Here is a 16,004-nt window from a genome sequence, read left to right on the forward strand (position 1 = left end):
GACTACCCGCCCTGGGGGCTGTCGAGTCGGATCGTCACGATGCGACATATCGGCCCGGGCGGTGCCGGATCGCCCGTATTCTCGACGCATGTCACCCGCCGTCGCCCTTCTCCTCGCCGCAGCGCTGCTCGTGCTCGCCGGCACGATCGGTGTCGTGCTGAGACTTCTCGACGGACGGCGTCGCGGAGGCGGCCATCTGCGCTTCGATCCGAACGACGCGGGCGTGTCGCGCCTGGGCGCGAGAGCGACAGTCGTGCAGTTCAGCACCGAGATGTGCACCCGCTGCCCCCAGGTACGACGCATGCTCAGCAGCTACGTCGCAGAATCGGAGGGCCTGGACCACGTGGAGGTCGACCTGACGCATCGACCGGATCTGTCGGCTCGATACAAGGTCATGCAGACACCGACGACCTTCATCGTCGACGGATCAGGAGCCGTCCGCGCACGCTTCCATGGCGTGCCCCATCGACACGCGCTGAACGACGCGCTGGCAACCGTATGACGAGGACGGAAAGCACATGACGACACCGGCCGGCATCGATCCCCGCGGCCCGCGATTCGCAGCGACGGTCACGACAGTGCTGCTGCTCGTCGCGACATATCTGGCGCTGGTCGGCATCTCGACCGCACGGACCTTCGGCTGGTTCGCCTATCAGCCGCTCGACTCGGCCGACATCGGCTCGGCCACGTGGGCCGTGACGTCGGCGACCCTTGCACAGCGCGCGCTGGACCCGGGGTTCCTCCTCACGATCGTGATCGCCCTGCTGTTCCTGTGGGGCGTCCTGTCACCCGCGACTGCACCATGGGGCGTCGTGTTCCGCAGGGTCATCCGTCCGAGACTGGCCGCTCCGACCGAGCTCGAGGATCCGCGTCCACCGCGGTTCGCCCAGGGTGTCGGTCTCGTCGTCGTCACGATCGGTCTCGTGCTGCACCTCGCCGGGGTCCCGTGGGCGCTGCCCATCGCGACCGCCGCCGCTTTCATCGCCGCCTTCCTCAATGCGGCGTTCTCCTTCTGCCTCGGATGCCAGATCTATCTGCTGCTGCAGCGAGCAGGCATCCTCGGTCGCGCGGCGTCGACCGCCTGAGCGCTGTTCCGCCGCACGCCCACGCTCGATAGGCTGGCCGCACACGCGACCCGCATCGAGCAGCGCGCGATACAACGGAGGAATCATGCCCGTCACCAGCGAAGCCACCACCACCTGGACCGGATCCCTCACCGAGGGCTCGGGCACAGTCGCGTTCTCCTCGTCGAAGCTCGGGACCTTCCCGATCAACTGGAAGGCCCGCAGCGAGGGCAGCGACACCACCACCACGCCTGAAGAGCTGATCGCCGCAGCCCACGCGTCGTGTTTCAGCATGGCGCTATCTCACGCGCTGTCCGAGAACGGCACTCCGCCGGAGCGCGTCAACACCAGCGCGTCCGTCACCTTCAAGCCCGGTGTCGGAATCAGCGGAAGCCACCTCAACGTGAACGCGGTCGTCCCCGGGCTCAGCCCTGAGGAGTTCCAGTCGATCGCTGCCGAGGCGAAGGTCGGCTGCCCCGTATCGCAGGCGCTCGCCGGCATCGAGATCACGCTCGAGGCCACGCTCGCCTGACGTCGGTCATCCGCGAGCGATGCGAATCGCCTCGCGGATGCTGGCGCGAGCGTCCTTGCGGCGGCCAGCGGCATCCTGGACGACGCCGAGTCGGTAGCGCGCGCGCCAGTCCGTCGGCTCCGCATCCGCCTCCCCCGCGTATCTCGCGATGAGCGGGTCGGCGTCGGCACGAGCGATTCGGCCACTCGGCGTCAGCTCGGACTCCGCCGCGGGCATACCGCCCTCGGCATCGAGCTCACGCCCGAGCCGGTCGGCAGCGAACCCGAACTGCATCTCTCGGACGAGCGCCCATGCCCCGATCGGGGCGAGAACGATCAGCGCGATGCCCATGCCGATGGACACCGGTGTGCCGACAGCGAAGAACATCACGGCCAACCAGATGGCGACGGCGAGGTAGACCAGCAGTGCGCCGGCCATCAGGCCGACGCCGATCCGCGACATCACGAGCGGATGCCGATGTCGATCATGCTCTCGAGCCCGACGAAGACGCCGATCGCCTGGGCCGCGAACGGCACCGCGAGACGGATGCCCGGGGCGTAGGCGAGTGCGGGGTCGACCGTGTCATGCGTGAACGTGAGGGACTCACCGGGGCCGGACAGGACGACCTCCTGTTTGGCGATGACGCCGGGACGCCGGAGCGAGTGGATCGGCACGCTGCCGACCTGCTGTCCGCGCGCTCGCTGGTCGGCGTGCGGTGCGCTGACGGGACCCTGTTCGGCGCGTGCGGCGGCGATGAGCTCGGCCGTGCGCACCGCAGTGCCGCTCGGCGAATCCACCTTCGCCTCATGGTGTGCCTCGACGATCTCCGCCGATCCGAAGAACGGCGCGGCTGCTGCGGCCAGAGCCGAACCGAGCACCGATCCCAGCGAGAAGTTCGGGATGAAGACAGCCCCGGTTCCGGCGTTCTCCACCAGAGGACGCACGAGTGCGATCCGCTCGGTGGACCATCCCGACGTGGCGACGAGAATGTTGATCTCGCGCTCGACCGCCGCGCGCACGACGTCGACACTGACCTGAGGCGTGGTCGCGTCGATCACCAGGTCCGCACCGTCGAGCTCGGCGAGGTCGCTACGAGACGTCAGCACGCGCGTCACCTCGAAGCCGTCGAGCTCGTCGATCACCGCACCGATGATCGATCCGAGCTTCCCGGTTCCGCCGACGAGTGCTACCTGGGTGGTCATGCGTTCAGTCTATTTCGCGACGTCGATCCGCCCGGCGCGGCGGGCCGGAACTCAGGGAATCAACGGGGAATCAGACGGGCATCGCATCGGGGATGCCGGTGCGCAGCTCGACTGGGAGGTGCCCGGTGTCGTTGTGAGTGAGGAGCGTCCAGGGCCGGCCCTGTTTCTGGGCGATCACCGTGAGGCCGCAGTGCGCCTGGTTCAAGGTCATCCATCGCCACTCGGGGGCACCGAGGACCTCACGCACGAACCACGAGATCACGAAGTTGTGCGTGATGAGAACCTCGTGCACGTCACCCGGTTTGCGCACCAGGAACTCGTTGACCGCGTCGAACATCTGAGCACGCCCGGCATCGAGCTCCGCCTCGGTCACCGAGCCGAAGAACGGTTCGTAGGCGGCCGGGGTCTCGTCGGTCATCCCCGTGGGCACGCAGTCGAACAGCAGTGCGGTCGGCTCTGGATCGACCGACGGGAGCCGCTCGGCGATCGCACGGGCCGTCTCGTTGGCGCGCAGGAGCGGAGAGTGCCAGACGGCGTCGAGCGGGAGTCCCGAGAGCCGATCTGCGATGAGTTCGGCCTGACGCTGGCCACGCGGCGACAGGGGTCCGTCGGCGAGACCGTGCTCGGCGTCCTGATGTTCACCATGTCTGACCAGATATATGTAATGCGTCACAAACTCGCTCGCTTCATCGACAGCGTCCGCCGGGATTCACTCCACCCTATGCCAGGTCTGTGACAGAGGCGTTACGACGCTCAGTTGCCGGCGCGAGTGAGCTCGGTGACCTGTGCGCGCGACAGCGTGACCCCGGCGCCCTGCATCAGCTCGTCGACGTGCTCGGTCGCGAAGGTGTTGACGATGGGCGCCGCGATGGTCCGCTGCGCGAGCAGCCACGCGATGGACACGGCGGCCACGGGAACCTCGAGTTCGGTCGCGACCTGGTCGAGAGCCCGCAGGATCTTCGTGCCACGCCTATTGAGATGCCCCCGCAGCTGCTCCCCGCGTACGCCCCGCGAGGTCAGCGCCTTGCTGCGGTGGCGACCGGAGAGGAAACCGTGCTCGAGAGCGTGCGACGGCGTGACCGCGAGGCTCTGCGCACCCGCCACCAGACGCAGGTCCCCTTCGAACGGCTGACGGCGGACGAGGTTGTACGGCGAATCGATGACCTCGATGCGTGGGTACCCGGCCGAGGCGAGGATGCGCGCCTCCACGAGCCGCTCGGGTGCGAAGCCGAATGCGCCGAGTGCGCCGATCTTGCCCGCGTCGACCATCCACTCGACCGTCGCGAGGGTGTCCTCGAGATTCGTCGTGCGGTCGAGCGTCGCGTCGAGATACAGCACGTCGATGCGCTCGACGCCGAGTCGCGTGAGCGACCCCTCGACAGCGCGGACGAGGTTCACCGAGCCGAGACCCGGATTGTCTGCGTGAGCACCGATCCGCACGCTCAGCAGGGCGCGGTCGCGTCGCCCTCTGGACTGCAGCCATTGGCCGATGATGTGCTCGCTGCGACCGCCGGAGAATCCGTCGGCGGTGTGGATGGCGTTGCCACCGAATTCGACGTAGCGGTCGAGGATCCCATGGCTCGTCTCGAGATCGACGTTCCAGCCGAACTCCGCCGCACCGAGCATGAGCGGAAAGGTCTCGAGCCCGGTCTCGCCGAGAGGGACGCGGATGGTCTCCCCTATTCCGGGTCCGACGATCGGGATGGGTGCGGACGGGTGCTCTGCGGCGCCCTGCTGCGCGCGATCGGCCGGCGCTCCTGCGCCTACACTGAACAACCGCATATCCTCACCCCCGCGTCAATCGGTGCGTACCGACCTGCGTCACTGCCTGAAATGCACCCCCCGGTGCGTACTTCGAGAGTAGGCGAGATCTGCGAACTCCCCGACCAATACGGGGAACGGCGCAAGAACTTCCCATAACGGTTTGATCACATCGGATACGACGAAGCCCGGACCGTCCGTGTGGACAGCCCGGGCCTCGTATCGAAGCGCTGGCGATTACTCGGCAGCGGCCTCGTCAGCAGGAGCTGCGTCCGCTGCGGGGGCGTCGTCGAGCACGGGCTCGAGCGACAGCTTGCCGCGGTCGTCGATCTTCGTGATCTTCACGAGGATCTTCTGGCCGACGGACAGGACGTCGTCGACGTTCTCGACGCGCTTGCCACCGGCGAGCTTGCGCACCTCGGTGACGTGCAGCAGGCCGTCCTTGCCGGGCAGCAGCGAGACGAACGCACCGAACGTCGCGATCTTCACGACGGTTCCGAGGAACTGCTCTCCCACCTCCGGGTTGGTCGGGTTCGCGATCGCGTTGACCTGGGCACGGGCAGCCTCGGCCGAGGGGCCGTCGGTCGCGCCGATGTAGACGGTGCCGTCCTCCTCGATGGAGATCTGCGCGCCGGTCTCGTCCTGGATCGCGTTGATCGTCTTGCCCTTCGGGCCGATCAGCTCACCGATCTTGTCGACCGGGATCTGCACGCTGATGACGCGCGGCGCGGTCGGCGCCATCTCGTCGGGAGCGTCGATCGCGGCGTTCAGCACGTTGAGGATGGTCAGACGGGCGTCGCGAGCCTGGGTCAGCGCGCCGGCGAGCACCGACGACGGGATGCCGTCGAGCTTCGTGTCGAGCTGGATGGCCGTGACGAACTCGCTGGTACCGGCGACCTTGAAGTCCATGTCGCCCAGTGCGTCCTCTGCGCCGAGGATGTCGGTGAGGGCCGCGTAGCGCGTCTCTCCGTCGACCTCATCGGAGACGAGTCCCATCGCGATGCCGGCGACGGCTGCGCGCAGAGGCACACCCGCGTTCAGCAGCGACAGGGTCGACGCGCAGACGGAACCCATCGACGTCGAGCCGTTGGAGCTCAGCGCCTCGGAGACCTGACGGATCGCGTAGGGGAACTCCTCGCGGCTGGGCAGCACCGGCACGAGCGCGCGCTCGGCGAGGAAGCCGTGCCCGATCTCGCGACGCTTCGGCGAACCGACCCGGCCGGTCTCACCGGTCGAGTAGGGCGGGAAGTTGTAGTGGTGCATGTAGCGCTTGCTCGTGGTCGGCGACAGCGAGTCGATCTGCTGCTCCATCTTGAGCATGTTCAGCGTGGTGATTCCCATGATCTGGGTCTCGCCGCGCTGGAAGATCGCGGAGCCGTGAACGCGCGGGATGACCTGGACCTCGGCGTCGAGCGGACGGATGTCGGCCAGGCCGCGGCCGTCCATGCGCACGCTCTCGGTGAGGATGCGGCCGCGGACGATCTTCTTCGTGACGGACTTGTACGCTGCGGAGAACTCGATCGGGGCTCCAGCGGGCAGGTTGCCTGCTTCGACCGCTTCGATGAGCTGCGCCCTGACGCGGTCCTTGACCTCGTCGTCCTTGCCCTGACGCTCCTGCTTGTCGGCGATCTGGTAGACGTTCACCAGGTCGTCGTAGGAGCGCTCGGCCACGAAGTCGTAGACCTCGCTGGAGTACGGCGGGAAGACCGGGTACACACCCGGCTCCTTCGACGCGCTGGCGGCGAGCTCGGCCTGAGCCTTGACTAGCTGAGCGATGAAGGGCTTCGACGCCTCGAGGCCCTGCGCGACGACAGCCTCGTCGGGCTTGGTGGCGCCGGCCTTGATGAGGTTCCAGCTGCCCTCGGTGGCCTCAGCCTCGACCATCATGATCGCGACATCTTCGGTGCCGTCGGACTTGGTGACGACGCGACCGGCGACGATCAGGTCGAACACGGCCTCGCTGACCTGCTCAGCCGTCGGGAACGCGACCCACTGGTCCGCGTGCTCGCCGTGGCCGGGGATGAACGCGAGGCGCACACCGGCGACGGGACCCGAGAACGGGAGACCCGAGATCTGCGTCGACGCAGAAGCCGCGTTGATCGCGAGGGCGTCGTAGAACTCGCCCGGGGCGATCGACAGGACGGTGATGACGATCTGGACCTCGTTGCGCAGGCCGTCGACGAACGACGGACGCAGCGGACGGTCGATCAGACGGCAGACGAGGATCGCCTCGGTCGAGGGACGTCCCTCACGACGGAAGAACGAGCCGGGGATCTTGCCTGCTGCGTACGAACGCTCTTCGACGTCGACCGTCAGCGGGAAGAAGTCGAAGCCCTCGCGCGGGTGCTTGCCTGCGCTGGTGGCCGAGAGGAGCATGGTCTCGCCGTCGAGGTACGCGGCGACTGCGCCCTGAGCCTGCTGCGCGAGGCGGCCGGTCTCGAAGCGGATGGTGCGGGTGCCGAAGCGGCCGTTGTCGAGAACGGCCTCGGTGGCGGTGATTTCAGGACCTTCCAAGAGGTCTCTCCTTCTTTGTTTAGACTCGCGAGTCCGTGTGACGCGCGAGCGCATTCATGAAGGAGCGGATTCAGCCGGATACGGGCGCGCGGGCATCCCCGCGAATCTCACCTGCGCTGGCCACCAGTAGAAAGCCACCCGACGTCGCGCCGAGGAACCCACCACAGGGGACCAGCTCTCCGCCGATCGCTCCATGAGTCGATATGAAGTTGTGCGGTCGACACACGTCGACCTCGTCCAGCCTATCAGCGCGCCCTTGAATGTCCTCCGTTTCCGTCCGCGGCGGGTTCGTTCAGTGGACCTTGACGTCCTGCGGAGCGCTCGATCGTCCGAGATAGACGTAGTCGTCGTGCTTCGCGACCCGGCCATCGCCGGCCGCCCGACCGTGGAGTCGTCGCCACACCCAGGGCAGCGCATGGCGGCGCCACCACAGTCCCGCGCCGATCTGCTCGTTCTCATGCAGCGCGGCATCGAGCACCCCCAGCGCGTCGGCGTGCGGCACCGAGAGGACCTCGCCCGCGCGATACGCGAGGAATCTGTGACCACGACTGCTGAGGTGGACGAGGTCCTCCCCCCAGTTCGGGCGATCCGGAAGCGACGGGTACAGGTCGGTGTCGATCAGGATCGCGCCCGTCCGGGCCGCGATGCCGGACAGTGCCGTGGCGAATGCCGCGAACCTCCTGGTGTAGATCCCGGCCGCTCTCCGACGGGGCAGGAACGGAGTGACGAGCAGCACGTCGGCCCCGATGTCGCGGAGCCGGGTGACCGCGCCCTCGAGCTCCGCGGCGAGCGCGGGCACGTCGACCGTCGACTTAACCAGATCGTTGGCGCCGATCAGGATGGACACGAGGTCCGGCTGCAGTTCGAGCGCTCGATCGAGCTGGGTGCCGCACACATCACGCACACGCTTCGACCGGACGGCGAGGTTCGCATACCGGAGACCTCCGCGTGCGGCGAGCAGCAGGGCGAGCCGGTCGGCCCATCCACGGAGCGCACCATCCGGTGCCGAATCGCACAGGCCTTCCGTGAGCGAGTCCCCCAGCGCCACGTAACGCCGCCAGGTGCGCGCTTGCACCGGGGCGATGGGCTCCGGCCGCGTCAGGCGGCGAGCGCGCGCTCCCTCATCGATCATCCTGAGCTCTCGGGCCTCCTCGTAATGCCCCATCAGCTGAGAACAGACGTTCGCCCAGCTGCGACCCTGCACGGCCTCGCGTCCCGCTGCGCCGAACGCCCGGCGTTTGCGGCCGTCGCCGGTGAGGTCGACCACGCGCATCCGCAGGTCGCCGAGATCGCCGGGACGGTAGAGCCATCCGTCGATTCCCATCCGGACGAGGCCGAGGGGGCCGCCGCGACCGGTGGCGACGACGGGCACCCCGCTGGCGTGGGCCTCCTGGAGGGTCTGTCCGAAGGTCTCGCTCTCTCCCGGGTGCACGAACACGTCGAAGGATGCCATGGCTGCTGCGAGCGCGTCGCCTTCGAGGTGCCCGAGGAAGCACGCACCGGGCATCAGGGACTCGAGTCGAGGCCTGCTCGGTCCGTCGCCCACGATCACGAGGCGCGCACCGGGGATCGTCTGCAGCACTGCCAGGTCTTCCACCTGCTTCTCGGGTGCGAGCCTGCCCACGTAGCCGATCACGACCTCGCTCGTCCACTCCGCGCGCAGTGTCGCACTCCGGCGGGCCGGCTGGAACCGCTCGGCATCCACGCCTCTCCCCCACAGACGGATGCGATCCACACCGAGCTGCGCGAGCTGCTGCGCCGAGTCGGGCGACGGCGCGAGCGTGATGGTCGCGCGCCGATGGAGCCGCGCGATGTGCGATTCGGCGACACCGGTCGCCACAGGGATGCGATACCTCTGCGTGTATGCCGCGACATCGGTCTGGTACGCGGCGACGGCGGCGACGCCGATGTGCTCTGCGGCGAGCGCGCCTCGCCATCCGAGGGCGAAGGGCGAAGCCAGGTGGATGACATCGGGGCGGAAGCGTCGCAGCGATGCCGCGACCTGACGTGCAGGCGGGGTCCCCACGCGCACACTGCGGTACCCCGGCAGCGCGAGGCTGGGGACCGCTTCCACAGCGGCTCCGTGCACCTCCCCGGGGATGCCGGTCCCATCGGGCGCGATCACATGCGCATCATGGCCAGCACGTTCGAGGTGACTGAGGATCTGCAGGACGGATCCGGTGACACCGTTCATGTGCGGAAGGAAGGACTCTGTCACGATCGCGACTCTCACGTCCTCAGGATGCAGCCCTCGACTCCCACCCGAGGCGCGAATCGGGTCGGAGCACCAGAAGTTCACCGGATGCTGGACGGCTCTTCACCGGCTATCCCGGCGTTGGTTCCCGTTCACCTCCGACGACCACGGTGGGAACGTGTCCACTGAACTGCTCGACGGCCCCTGGGCTCTGGTGGTCATGAGCCTGCTCGTGCTGGGCGACTCGTTCTTCGTGGTGGTTCCGGGAGAGATCGCGGTGACCGCGCTCGGCGCCGTCGCATCGACGACCGGCGATCCTCCCCTGTGGTGTGTGATCCTGTGGGCGGGCATCGCCGCGGTCGCCGGAGACGTCACCTGCTATCTCGTGGGTCGCAGCGTGGGCATCGACAGGTGGCGCTGGATGCGCACGCCCCGAGTGCGCCGAGCGCTCACCTGGGCGCGGCTGCGTCTGGAAGGCGGAACCGCCACCGTGCTCTTCACCGCGCGCTTCGTCCCTTTCGCTCGACTGGCGATCAACCTCATGGCAGGGGCCTCGCGGATCCCGCCGGCTCGGTATCTGCCGCTCGTGACGATCGCGGCGTTCGGGTGGTCCGCCTACCAGGCATCCGTGGGCGCCATCGTCGCCGTGCTGCTTCCGGGAGGCCCTCTGGTCGCTGTCCTCGTGTCTGTCATCGTCGCCGTCGGGCTCGGTGCCGCGATCGATGTCGTGTCGCGCCGAGCTCGGAACTGATCCACCCATGCCTCAGATGCGTGCCCTAGGCTGGCGAGCATGAGCACCGAAGAAGGCGCCTCCTCCAGCGAGGAGATGAAGCGCAAGTTCAAGGAAGCGCTCGAGAAGAAGAACGCGCACCACCGGCAGGGCGAGGCCCACCTGGATGGCGACTCCGCCGTCCATGGCGCGCCCGCCCCGCAGACGCGGCGCGAGTTCCGACGCAAGAGCGGTTGACCACACGGATGCGGGAGCCGACTGCCGTCGACTCCCGCATCCCTCTTCTCAACAGGCAGCTCAGCTTCGCGCCGCGCGCGCCCGTGCCCGCTCCTCCTTCGCCGCCATCTCGTCGAGCGCGGATTCCTTGAGGCCCTGGATGTCCACGGCCGTGCTCTCGTCCGCCATGCCGTGGTCGTCCACGCCGTCGAGCGAGGACTCCTCGAACGGCAGCGCGCCGCTCAGCACCTGCTGCACGCGTTCGCGATCGATCTGGCGGGTCCAGGTGCCGATGAGCAGCGTCGCCACCGCGTTGCCGGTGAAGTTCGTCAGGGCGCGTCCCTCCGACATGAACCGGTCGATGCCCACGATCACGCCGACGCCGTCGACCAGGTCGGGACGGTAAGCCTGCAGCCCGCCGGCGAGGGTGGCGAGTCCGGCTCCGGTGACACCGGCGGCCCCCTTGCTGGCGATGATCATGAAGACGAGCAAGCCGATCTGCTCACCGATCGCCATCGGCTGCCCCATGCCGGTCGCGATGAAGAGCGACGCCATCGTGAGGTAGATCGCCGTGCCGTCGAGGTTGAACGAGTATCCGGTGGGGACCGTGATGCCGACGACGGGCTTGGATACCCCGATGTGCTCCATCTTCGCGATCAGACGCGGAAGGGCGGACTCAGATGACGAGGTGCCGACGATCAGCAGGTACTCGCGGGCGAGGTACTTCACCAGGCTGAAGATGTTGACCCGGGTGACGGCGAAGAGCAGGGTTCCGAGCACGACCACGATGAACAGGATGCAGGTGATGTAGAACGCGACCATCAGCACGCCGAGGCTCCAGATCGCGGCGATGCCCGTCTTGCCGACGACCGCGGCGATGGCTCCGAACGCGCCGAGCGGTGCAAGCCACAAGATCATGCCCAGGATGCGGAAGACCAGCTTCTGGAGGTTCTTGACCGCATCCATGATCGGGGCGCCCTTTTCGCCGAGTCCCTGGAGCGCGAACCCGACGAGCAGCGCGATGAACAGAACCTGCAGCACGCTCTCGCCCGTGAAGGCGGAGAAGAACGTCGTCGGGATGATGCCCAGGATGAACTCCGTGGTGGTCTTCGCCTCGGTCGCTGTCGCGTCATAGCTGGAGTTCGCCATATCGAGGCCCGCACCGGGGTGGATGATGTTGCCGACCACCAGGCCGATCGCCAGCGCGAACGTCGACATGACCATGAAGTAGAGCAGCGCGAGTCCGCCGATCTTGCCGACGGTCGCTGCCTTGGCGATCGAACCGACGCCCACCACGATCGTGCAGAAGATGATCGGCGCGATCATCATCTTGATGAGAGAGACGAAGCCCTTGCCGATCGGTTCGAGGCTCTGTCCGACCTCGGGCCAGATGAGGCCGACCGCGGCTCCGAGCACGACGGCGATGATCACCGACACGTACAGCCACGTATGCCTGTCCCATGCCTGCTTGCCGCGCCGCCAATGGAATCCGGGAAGCGAGAACCCTGTCGTGATGGCCATGTTTTCCTCCTTGATCATGAACGTCTTCGTCTCATGCCCGCGGGCGCCCTCGCCTTCGGTAAGCTCACCGTCGCGGACATCACTCGGCAAAGCCATTTGTGGTCGTATTGGTCATTACCGATATGCCGGACTCCGCGATCACCGTCGATCGGAAGGACGCGATGAGACCTGCCCGCAGCATCGCCTCACGGGTGTTCGCCGTGCTCCTGGTCGCCGCGCTCGTCGTGGGAGCTCTGGTCGCCGTCTTCCTCGTGATCGATGCGCAACGCGCCACGCATGCCGAGGCCGAGCGCGTCACGGCGGCGACAGCAGTGACTCTCGCCGTGTCGCCGCTCGTGATCGACACCCTCGAGGCCGGCGATGCCGCAACGGCCACGCAGACCCTCGAGCCCTATGCGCTCGATGTGATCTCGGACGCGGATCTCGACTTCGTGACGATCATGACGCCTGACGGCACCCGCGTGACCCACCCTGACATCGAGCAGATCGGGGCGAGATACCTCGGCACCATCCCCGACACGCCTCGAACCTTCACCGAGGTGTTCACCGGCACTCTCGGGCCCTCGGTGCGAACCATCGTTCCGGTACTCGCCTCCGATGGCGAACCGGTGGGCTGGGTCTCGGCCGGCGTGACGACCGAGACCATCTCCGACACCCTGATCCGTCGTCTCCCCCTGTCACTCGGCATCACCGTCGGCCTCATCGCTCTCGGTGCGCTCGGCGCGTGGATCGCTCGCCGGTTCACGCGCGGTATCGCAGGAGACCTGCCGCCGGGTCAGGTGAGGGACGCCGTGTCGTCATACGAATCCCTGCGCACTCTGGGCGACGCGCTGCGCGCTCAGACGCACGAGCACGGCAATCGCATGCACACGGCGGTCGCGCTTCTCGAGCTCGGCCGTAGCGAGGAGGCGATCGACATCCTGACCGAGACCTCACGCCAGAGTCAGTCGCTCGTCGATCAGGTCACCGCACGACAGGCCGGCGACCCCGCCGTCGGTGCCCTGCTTCTCGGCAAGGCGTCGCAGGCCAGGGAGCGCGGGATCGACTGGCGGGTGAGCATCGACCCGGACACTCCCGCCTCCCCGCTCTCCCCCGTCGACAGCGTCGCCGTGCTCGGCAACCTGATCGACAACGCGATGGATGCCGCCGCCACCGGTGCTGAGCGCTGGGTGGGGGTCTCGCTGCGCCCCTCGAAGAACGGCGGAATCGTCCTCGAGGTCTCCGACGGCGGGGACGGCATACCCTCCGACCTGCGCGAGCGCGTCTTCACCCAGGGCTTCTCGACCAAGCCTGCAAACAACCACGGGCGCGGAGTCGGGCTCGCTCTCGTCCGCGCGGTGGTGGCCGGGGTGGGCGGCACTGTGGAGCTCTCCGCTCATCCGACCACGTTCACCGTCACCCTCCCGCCAGCGAGAGGACGCAGGAGCCCATGATCCGCACGCTGATCGTCGATGACGACGCTCTGACACTCGAGCTCCACCGCTCGTACCTCGAGAGGATCGACGGCTTCATCGTGGGCGGCGAGTGCACCGGCGCCAGGGCCGCATTGACCGCCGTGCTCGATCAGCCGCACGACGAGCCGTTCGACCTGGTCCTTCTCGACATCACGATGCCCGACGGCTCCGGCATCGATGTGCTCCGAGGGCTGCGTGCCCGACACGCTGCCGTCGATGTGATCGCGATCACCGGCGTGCGCGATGCGGACACCGTCCGGCAGATGGCAGCTCTCGGCGTCTACCAGTACCTCGTCAAGCCGTTCCCCTTCGCGGTGTTCCACGAGCGTCTCACCGCGTATCGCATCCATCGGGAGCAGGCACGGTCGACGGCCGGAGAGGCGACCCAGGCGGAGATCGATGCGCTTCTCGGGCGCACGACGGGGACGATCCCGATTCCCAAAGGGCTGTCGACCGCGACGCTGCAGAAGGTGACGACAGAGCTGCGCTCCTCCAGCGCCGCGGTCTCGGCGAGCGAGGCCGCCGCGCGACTCGGGATGTCACGCGTGTCCGTACGGAGGTACCTGGAGCATCTCACCGATTCGGGCATCATCACACGCAGCGCTCGCTACGGCGCACGTGGACGCCCGGAGACGGAGTACCGCTGGACGAGACGCGTCGACGGAGACGAATGATGCCGGCGCGGCACCCCCGCCCGTCCCGATCGTTCGAACGACGCGGTTCCTTTCCGCTGGATGCGGCCCGGTCTCAGCCCGGTGTCAGCGCGGGAGCCGCCCCTCGTGGATCAGCGAGCCGGGGTCGGCGGCGGCCCTGATGGCGCGAAGGCGATCGATCGCCGTCGGGTCACCGCAGCGCTCGAGGGTCTCACCCGGACCCAGGAACGTCGGGACCGTGCACGGGGCGATCGCGTGCGCCAGCAGCTCACGGAAGCCCGCCATGCTCGCCTCCCCCGGTTCGCTCGGCACCCCGGGGAAGACGGGCACCAGGGCGTGGAGCAGCCAGCCGACGCCCTGAAGTGTCGCGAATCCGGCGCGTCGAGGATCGTTCAGCGCGCCACCGAGCATCCGGATGTCGATGCCCATGATCGGCCACTGATCCGGCAGCTCGCGGAACCGCAAGAGATCGTCGATCGTCGCGTCGTCGAGCGACGAGAGCGCAGCAGACACGCCTTTGCCCGGCGTCGGTTCGGTGGGTTCGCCGCTCGACGCCGCGACGGTCTTCGGCGATGTGGCCCCCGACATCTCACGACGAACCGTGCCTGCTCGCCGCACCCGCTCGAACAGCTCATCGGCGGATCCGACCGTGGACAGCGCCCGCACGCTGAGGAAGCTGCGTCCGCGGATCTCCTCGGGAAGCTGCGGAGCGTCGGGCATACGCATCGAATTCACGAACACGTTGAGCGATGCCGGGGCCTCTGCGGACAGATCGCGGACGGCCCGCAGCACCGACCCGGCGTCTGCGGCGTCGAAAGTGAGTTCGGTTCCCCACAGCGACGGCGCGGGAACCAGGTCGATCTCGAGGGCCGTCACGATTCCGACGACGCCGCCCGCTCCGCGAAGCGCCCACATCATCTCCGGGTCGCTCTCGTCGTCGACCCGATCATGGGTCCCGTCGCTCCGCAGCACCCACGCGGCCCTGAGGTTGTCCGACCCGAGTCCTGCTGTGCGACTGAACCAGGAATGGCCGCCGCCCAGGGTGTACCCCGCGACGGCGACGACCGGGCTCGTGCCGGCAGGAGCCACCCAGCCCGTTCCTTCGAGCGCCTCGACGACGGCGCCCCAGCGGACTCCGCTGCCGACGCGGACCACCCCCGAACCGAGGTCGATCGACAGCTCGTCGAAGGCCGCCATTCGGACGATGACGGCGTCGGCCAGGTCTCCGCCGGCGCCGTGTCCGGTGGGCTGGACCGCGAGCGTCACGCCCGCGTCGCCGGCGGCGTCGAGAAGAGCGCGCAGATCGCGCAGATCGGCCGGTGCGGCCACGCCCGCCGGATGCTGTTCGATCGCCAGGTTCCACGGACGACGCGCCGCGTCGAAGGATTCGTCGCCGGGGAGGACGAGAGCGCCGCGCAGGGCATGCCGCGCGGATTCGAGGACAGAGCGAAGGGCCATGAGGTCACCGTACGACTCCCTTCGGACATCGTCTACGGCCTCATGGCCCTGCGCTCATTCCCGGTCGTGCCGGGGATCGATCACTCGCCGGCGAGACCGCCGAGCATGTGGCCGAACGAACGGCCCTCTCCGAGATACGTCGCCGGGTCGTACGGGTCGGCGGCCGCAGCCACCTCGCGCTTCGCGATCGCCTCAGCCAGCTCGCGAGCGCCCTTCTCGACGCGCTTGGCCAGAGGCGCGACGTCGTCGCCGCCCCCGCCCCAGTCGCTCGACGCCGCGAACACACCGGTCGAGACGGCGTCGGCATGCAGGTAGGCGAAGAGCGGACGGATGGCGTAGTCGATGGCGAGCGAGTGCCGAGCCGTGCCGGCGTTCGCTCCGATCAGCACCGGCTTGCCCGTGAGCGCGTCGGGATCGAGCACGTCGATGAACGACTTGAAGAGCCCGTTGTAGCTCGTCGAGAAGATCGGCGTGACGGCGATGAGCGCGTCCGCCGACACCACTGTGTTGATCGCGGTCTCGAGCGCGGGCGGTGCGAATCCGGTGAGCAGGTTGTTCGTGATGTCGTGGGCGTAGTCGCGCAGCTCGATCACGTCGACGCTCGCCTCGATGTCGTGCCCCGCGAGGGCCTTCACGGTCTCGGCCGCGAGGCGATCCGCGAGCATGCGCGTGGACGACGGGTTCGAGAGCCCGGCAGACACGACGGCGATACGACGAGTGGTCATC

The 16,004-nt window shown here is 68.1% G+C and carries 16 protein-coding genes; 7 read left to right on the forward strand and 9 right to left on the reverse strand.

Annotation, left to right across the window (positions count from 1 at the left end; translation table 11 throughout):
* Positions 1 to 88 precede the first annotated feature (88 nt).
* From ACZZZQ_RS00110 to ACZZZQ_RS00120, 3 genes are all read left to right on the forward strand, one after another.
* Positions 89 to 502, forward strand: a complete 414-nt coding sequence (locus ACZZZQ_RS00110; protein WP_053095824.1) for a thioredoxin family protein — start codon at positions 89 to 91, stop codon at positions 500 to 502.
* 16 nt (positions 503 to 518) lie between these two features.
* Positions 519 to 1,085 (forward strand): DUF4395 domain-containing protein, encoded by a 567-nt coding sequence (locus ACZZZQ_RS00115; protein ID WP_053095823.1) that lies wholly within the window; start codon positions 519 to 521, stop codon positions 1,083 to 1,085.
* 85 nt (positions 1,086 to 1,170) lie between these two features.
* Positions 1,171 to 1,596, forward strand: a complete 426-nt coding sequence (locus ACZZZQ_RS00120) for an OsmC family peroxiredoxin (protein WP_056278497.1) — start codon at positions 1,171 to 1,173, stop codon at positions 1,594 to 1,596.
* A gap of 6 nt (positions 1,597 to 1,602) precedes the next feature.
* On the opposite strand, the gene ACZZZQ_RS00125 is transcribed toward ACZZZQ_RS00120, so the two are convergent.
* From ACZZZQ_RS00125 to ACZZZQ_RS00150, 6 genes are all read right to left on the reverse strand, one after another.
* Positions 1,603 to 2,037, reverse strand: coding sequence for a hypothetical protein (locus ACZZZQ_RS00125; RefSeq protein WP_463508074.1), 435 nt, complete (start codon positions 2,035 to 2,037; stop codon positions 1,603 to 1,605).
* Positions 2,037 to 2,777: a 4-hydroxy-tetrahydrodipicolinate reductase gene (gene dapB / locus ACZZZQ_RS00130; RefSeq protein ID WP_187249523.1), complete on the reverse strand. Its 741-nt coding sequence runs from the start codon at positions 2,775 to 2,777 to the stop codon at positions 2,037 to 2,039. Before dapB ends, ACZZZQ_RS00125 begins: the two co-directional genes overlap by 1 nt.
* A gap of 70 nt (positions 2,778 to 2,847) precedes the next feature.
* On the reverse strand, positions 2,848 to 3,450 hold the full coding sequence (locus ACZZZQ_RS00135; RefSeq protein ID WP_053095819.1) for a histidine phosphatase family protein: 603 nt from the start codon (positions 3,448 to 3,450) through the stop codon (positions 2,848 to 2,850).
* An 80-nt stretch (positions 3,451 to 3,530) separates the two neighbouring features.
* Positions 3,531 to 4,559 carry an aldo/keto reductase gene (locus ACZZZQ_RS00140; protein WP_053095818.1) on the reverse strand — a complete coding sequence of 343 codons (1,029 nt, stop codon included), beginning with the start codon at positions 4,557 to 4,559 and terminating at the stop codon, positions 3,531 to 3,533.
* Positions 4,560 to 4,775: 216 nt separating this feature from the next.
* Entirely contained in the window at positions 4,776 to 7,052 is a 2,277-nt protein-coding gene (locus tag ACZZZQ_RS00145) for a polyribonucleotide nucleotidyltransferase (protein ID WP_053095817.1), read from the reverse strand.
* 292 nt (positions 7,053 to 7,344) lie between these two features.
* Positions 7,345 to 9,270: a GDSL-type esterase/lipase family protein gene (locus ACZZZQ_RS00150; protein WP_463506633.1), complete on the reverse strand. Its 1,926-nt coding sequence runs from the start codon at positions 9,268 to 9,270 to the stop codon at positions 7,345 to 7,347.
* 154 nt (positions 9,271 to 9,424) lie between these two features.
* Between ACZZZQ_RS00150 and ACZZZQ_RS00155 the strand changes: the two genes are divergently transcribed.
* Both ACZZZQ_RS00155 and ACZZZQ_RS00160 read left to right on the forward strand, forming a co-directional pair.
* A complete protein-coding gene (locus ACZZZQ_RS00155) occupies positions 9,425 to 9,997 on the forward strand; it encodes a DedA family protein (protein ID WP_232224545.1) in 573 nt (190 codons plus the stop codon).
* Positions 9,998 to 10,036: 39 nt separating this feature from the next.
* Positions 10,037 to 10,213, forward strand: a complete 177-nt coding sequence (locus ACZZZQ_RS00160; protein ID WP_091232420.1) for a DUF5302 domain-containing protein — start codon at positions 10,037 to 10,039, stop codon at positions 10,211 to 10,213.
* 60 nt (positions 10,214 to 10,273) lie between these two features.
* Here the strand turns inward: ACZZZQ_RS00160 and ACZZZQ_RS00165 are convergent, their stop codons facing one another.
* Positions 10,274 to 11,713 (reverse strand): cation:dicarboxylate symporter family transporter, encoded by a 1,440-nt coding sequence (locus ACZZZQ_RS00165; RefSeq protein WP_463506634.1) that lies wholly within the window; start codon positions 11,711 to 11,713, stop codon positions 10,274 to 10,276.
* A 161-nt stretch (positions 11,714 to 11,874) separates the two neighbouring features.
* Here ACZZZQ_RS00165 and ACZZZQ_RS00170 point away from each other — a divergent pair, with 161 nt between their 5' ends.
* Entirely contained in the window at positions 11,875 to 13,146 is a 1,272-nt protein-coding gene (locus tag ACZZZQ_RS00170) for a sensor histidine kinase (RefSeq protein ID WP_320488056.1), read from the forward strand.
* On the forward strand, positions 13,143 to 13,841 hold the full coding sequence (locus tag ACZZZQ_RS00175; protein WP_187249520.1) for a response regulator: 699 nt from the start codon (positions 13,143 to 13,145) through the stop codon (positions 13,839 to 13,841). The genes ACZZZQ_RS00170 and ACZZZQ_RS00175 overlap by 4 nt, the downstream gene beginning before the upstream one ends.
* Positions 13,842 to 13,925: 84 nt before the next feature.
* Here the strand turns inward: ACZZZQ_RS00175 and ACZZZQ_RS00180 are convergent, their stop codons facing one another.
* Together ACZZZQ_RS00180 and ACZZZQ_RS00185 are read right to left on the reverse strand one after the other, a co-directional pair.
* A complete protein-coding gene (locus ACZZZQ_RS00180) occupies positions 13,926 to 15,278 on the reverse strand; it encodes an FAD-binding oxidoreductase (RefSeq protein WP_463506635.1) in 1,353 nt (450 codons plus the stop codon).
* Positions 15,279 to 15,358: 80 nt separating this feature from the next.
* Positions 15,359 to 16,003 (reverse strand): FMN reductase, encoded by a 645-nt coding sequence (locus ACZZZQ_RS00185; protein WP_053095813.1) that lies wholly within the window; start codon positions 16,001 to 16,003, stop codon positions 15,359 to 15,361.
* Position 16,004: the final 1 nt, after the last annotated feature.

It is taken from the genome of Microbacterium sp. AC132 (assembly GCF_979258525.1).

Coding starts and splice junctions, on each gene's coding strand:
- ACZZZQ_RS00125 (WP_463508074.1), bottom strand. CDS start 2,037: ATGTCGCGGATCGGCGTCGGCCTGATGGCCGGCGCACTGCTGGTCTAC.
- ACZZZQ_RS00180 (WP_463506635.1), bottom strand. CDS start 15,278: ATGGCCCTTCGCTCTGTCCTCGAATCCGCGCGGCATGCCCTGCGCGGC.
- ACZZZQ_RS00175 (WP_187249520.1), top strand. CDS start 13,143: ATGATCCGCACGCTGATCGTCGATGACGACGCTCTGACACTCGAGCTC.
- ACZZZQ_RS00120 (WP_056278497.1), top strand. CDS start 1,171: ATGCCCGTCACCAGCGAAGCCACCACCACCTGGACCGGATCCCTCACC.
- ACZZZQ_RS00170 (WP_320488056.1), top strand. CDS start 11,875: ATGAGACCTGCCCGCAGCATCGCCTCACGGGTGTTCGCCGTGCTCCTG.
- ACZZZQ_RS00115 (WP_053095823.1), top strand. CDS start 519: ATGACGACACCGGCCGGCATCGATCCCCGCGGCCCGCGATTCGCAGCG.
- ACZZZQ_RS00165 (WP_463506634.1), bottom strand. CDS start 11,713: ATGGCCATCACGACAGGGTTCTCGCTTCCCGGATTCCATTGGCGGCGC.
- ACZZZQ_RS00140 (WP_053095818.1), bottom strand. CDS start 4,559: ATGCGGTTGTTCAGTGTAGGCGCAGGAGCGCCGGCCGATCGCGCGCAG.
- dapB (WP_187249523.1), bottom strand. CDS start 2,777: ATGACCACCCAGGTAGCACTCGTCGGCGGAACCGGGAAGCTCGGATCG.
- ACZZZQ_RS00110 (WP_053095824.1), top strand. CDS start 89: ATGTCACCCGCCGTCGCCCTTCTCCTCGCCGCAGCGCTGCTCGTGCTC.
- ACZZZQ_RS00185 (WP_053095813.1), bottom strand. CDS start 16,003: ATGACCACTCGTCGTATCGCCGTCGTGTCTGCCGGGCTCTCGAACCCG.
- ACZZZQ_RS00160 (WP_091232420.1), top strand. CDS start 10,037: ATGAGCACCGAAGAAGGCGCCTCCTCCAGCGAGGAGATGAAGCGCAAG.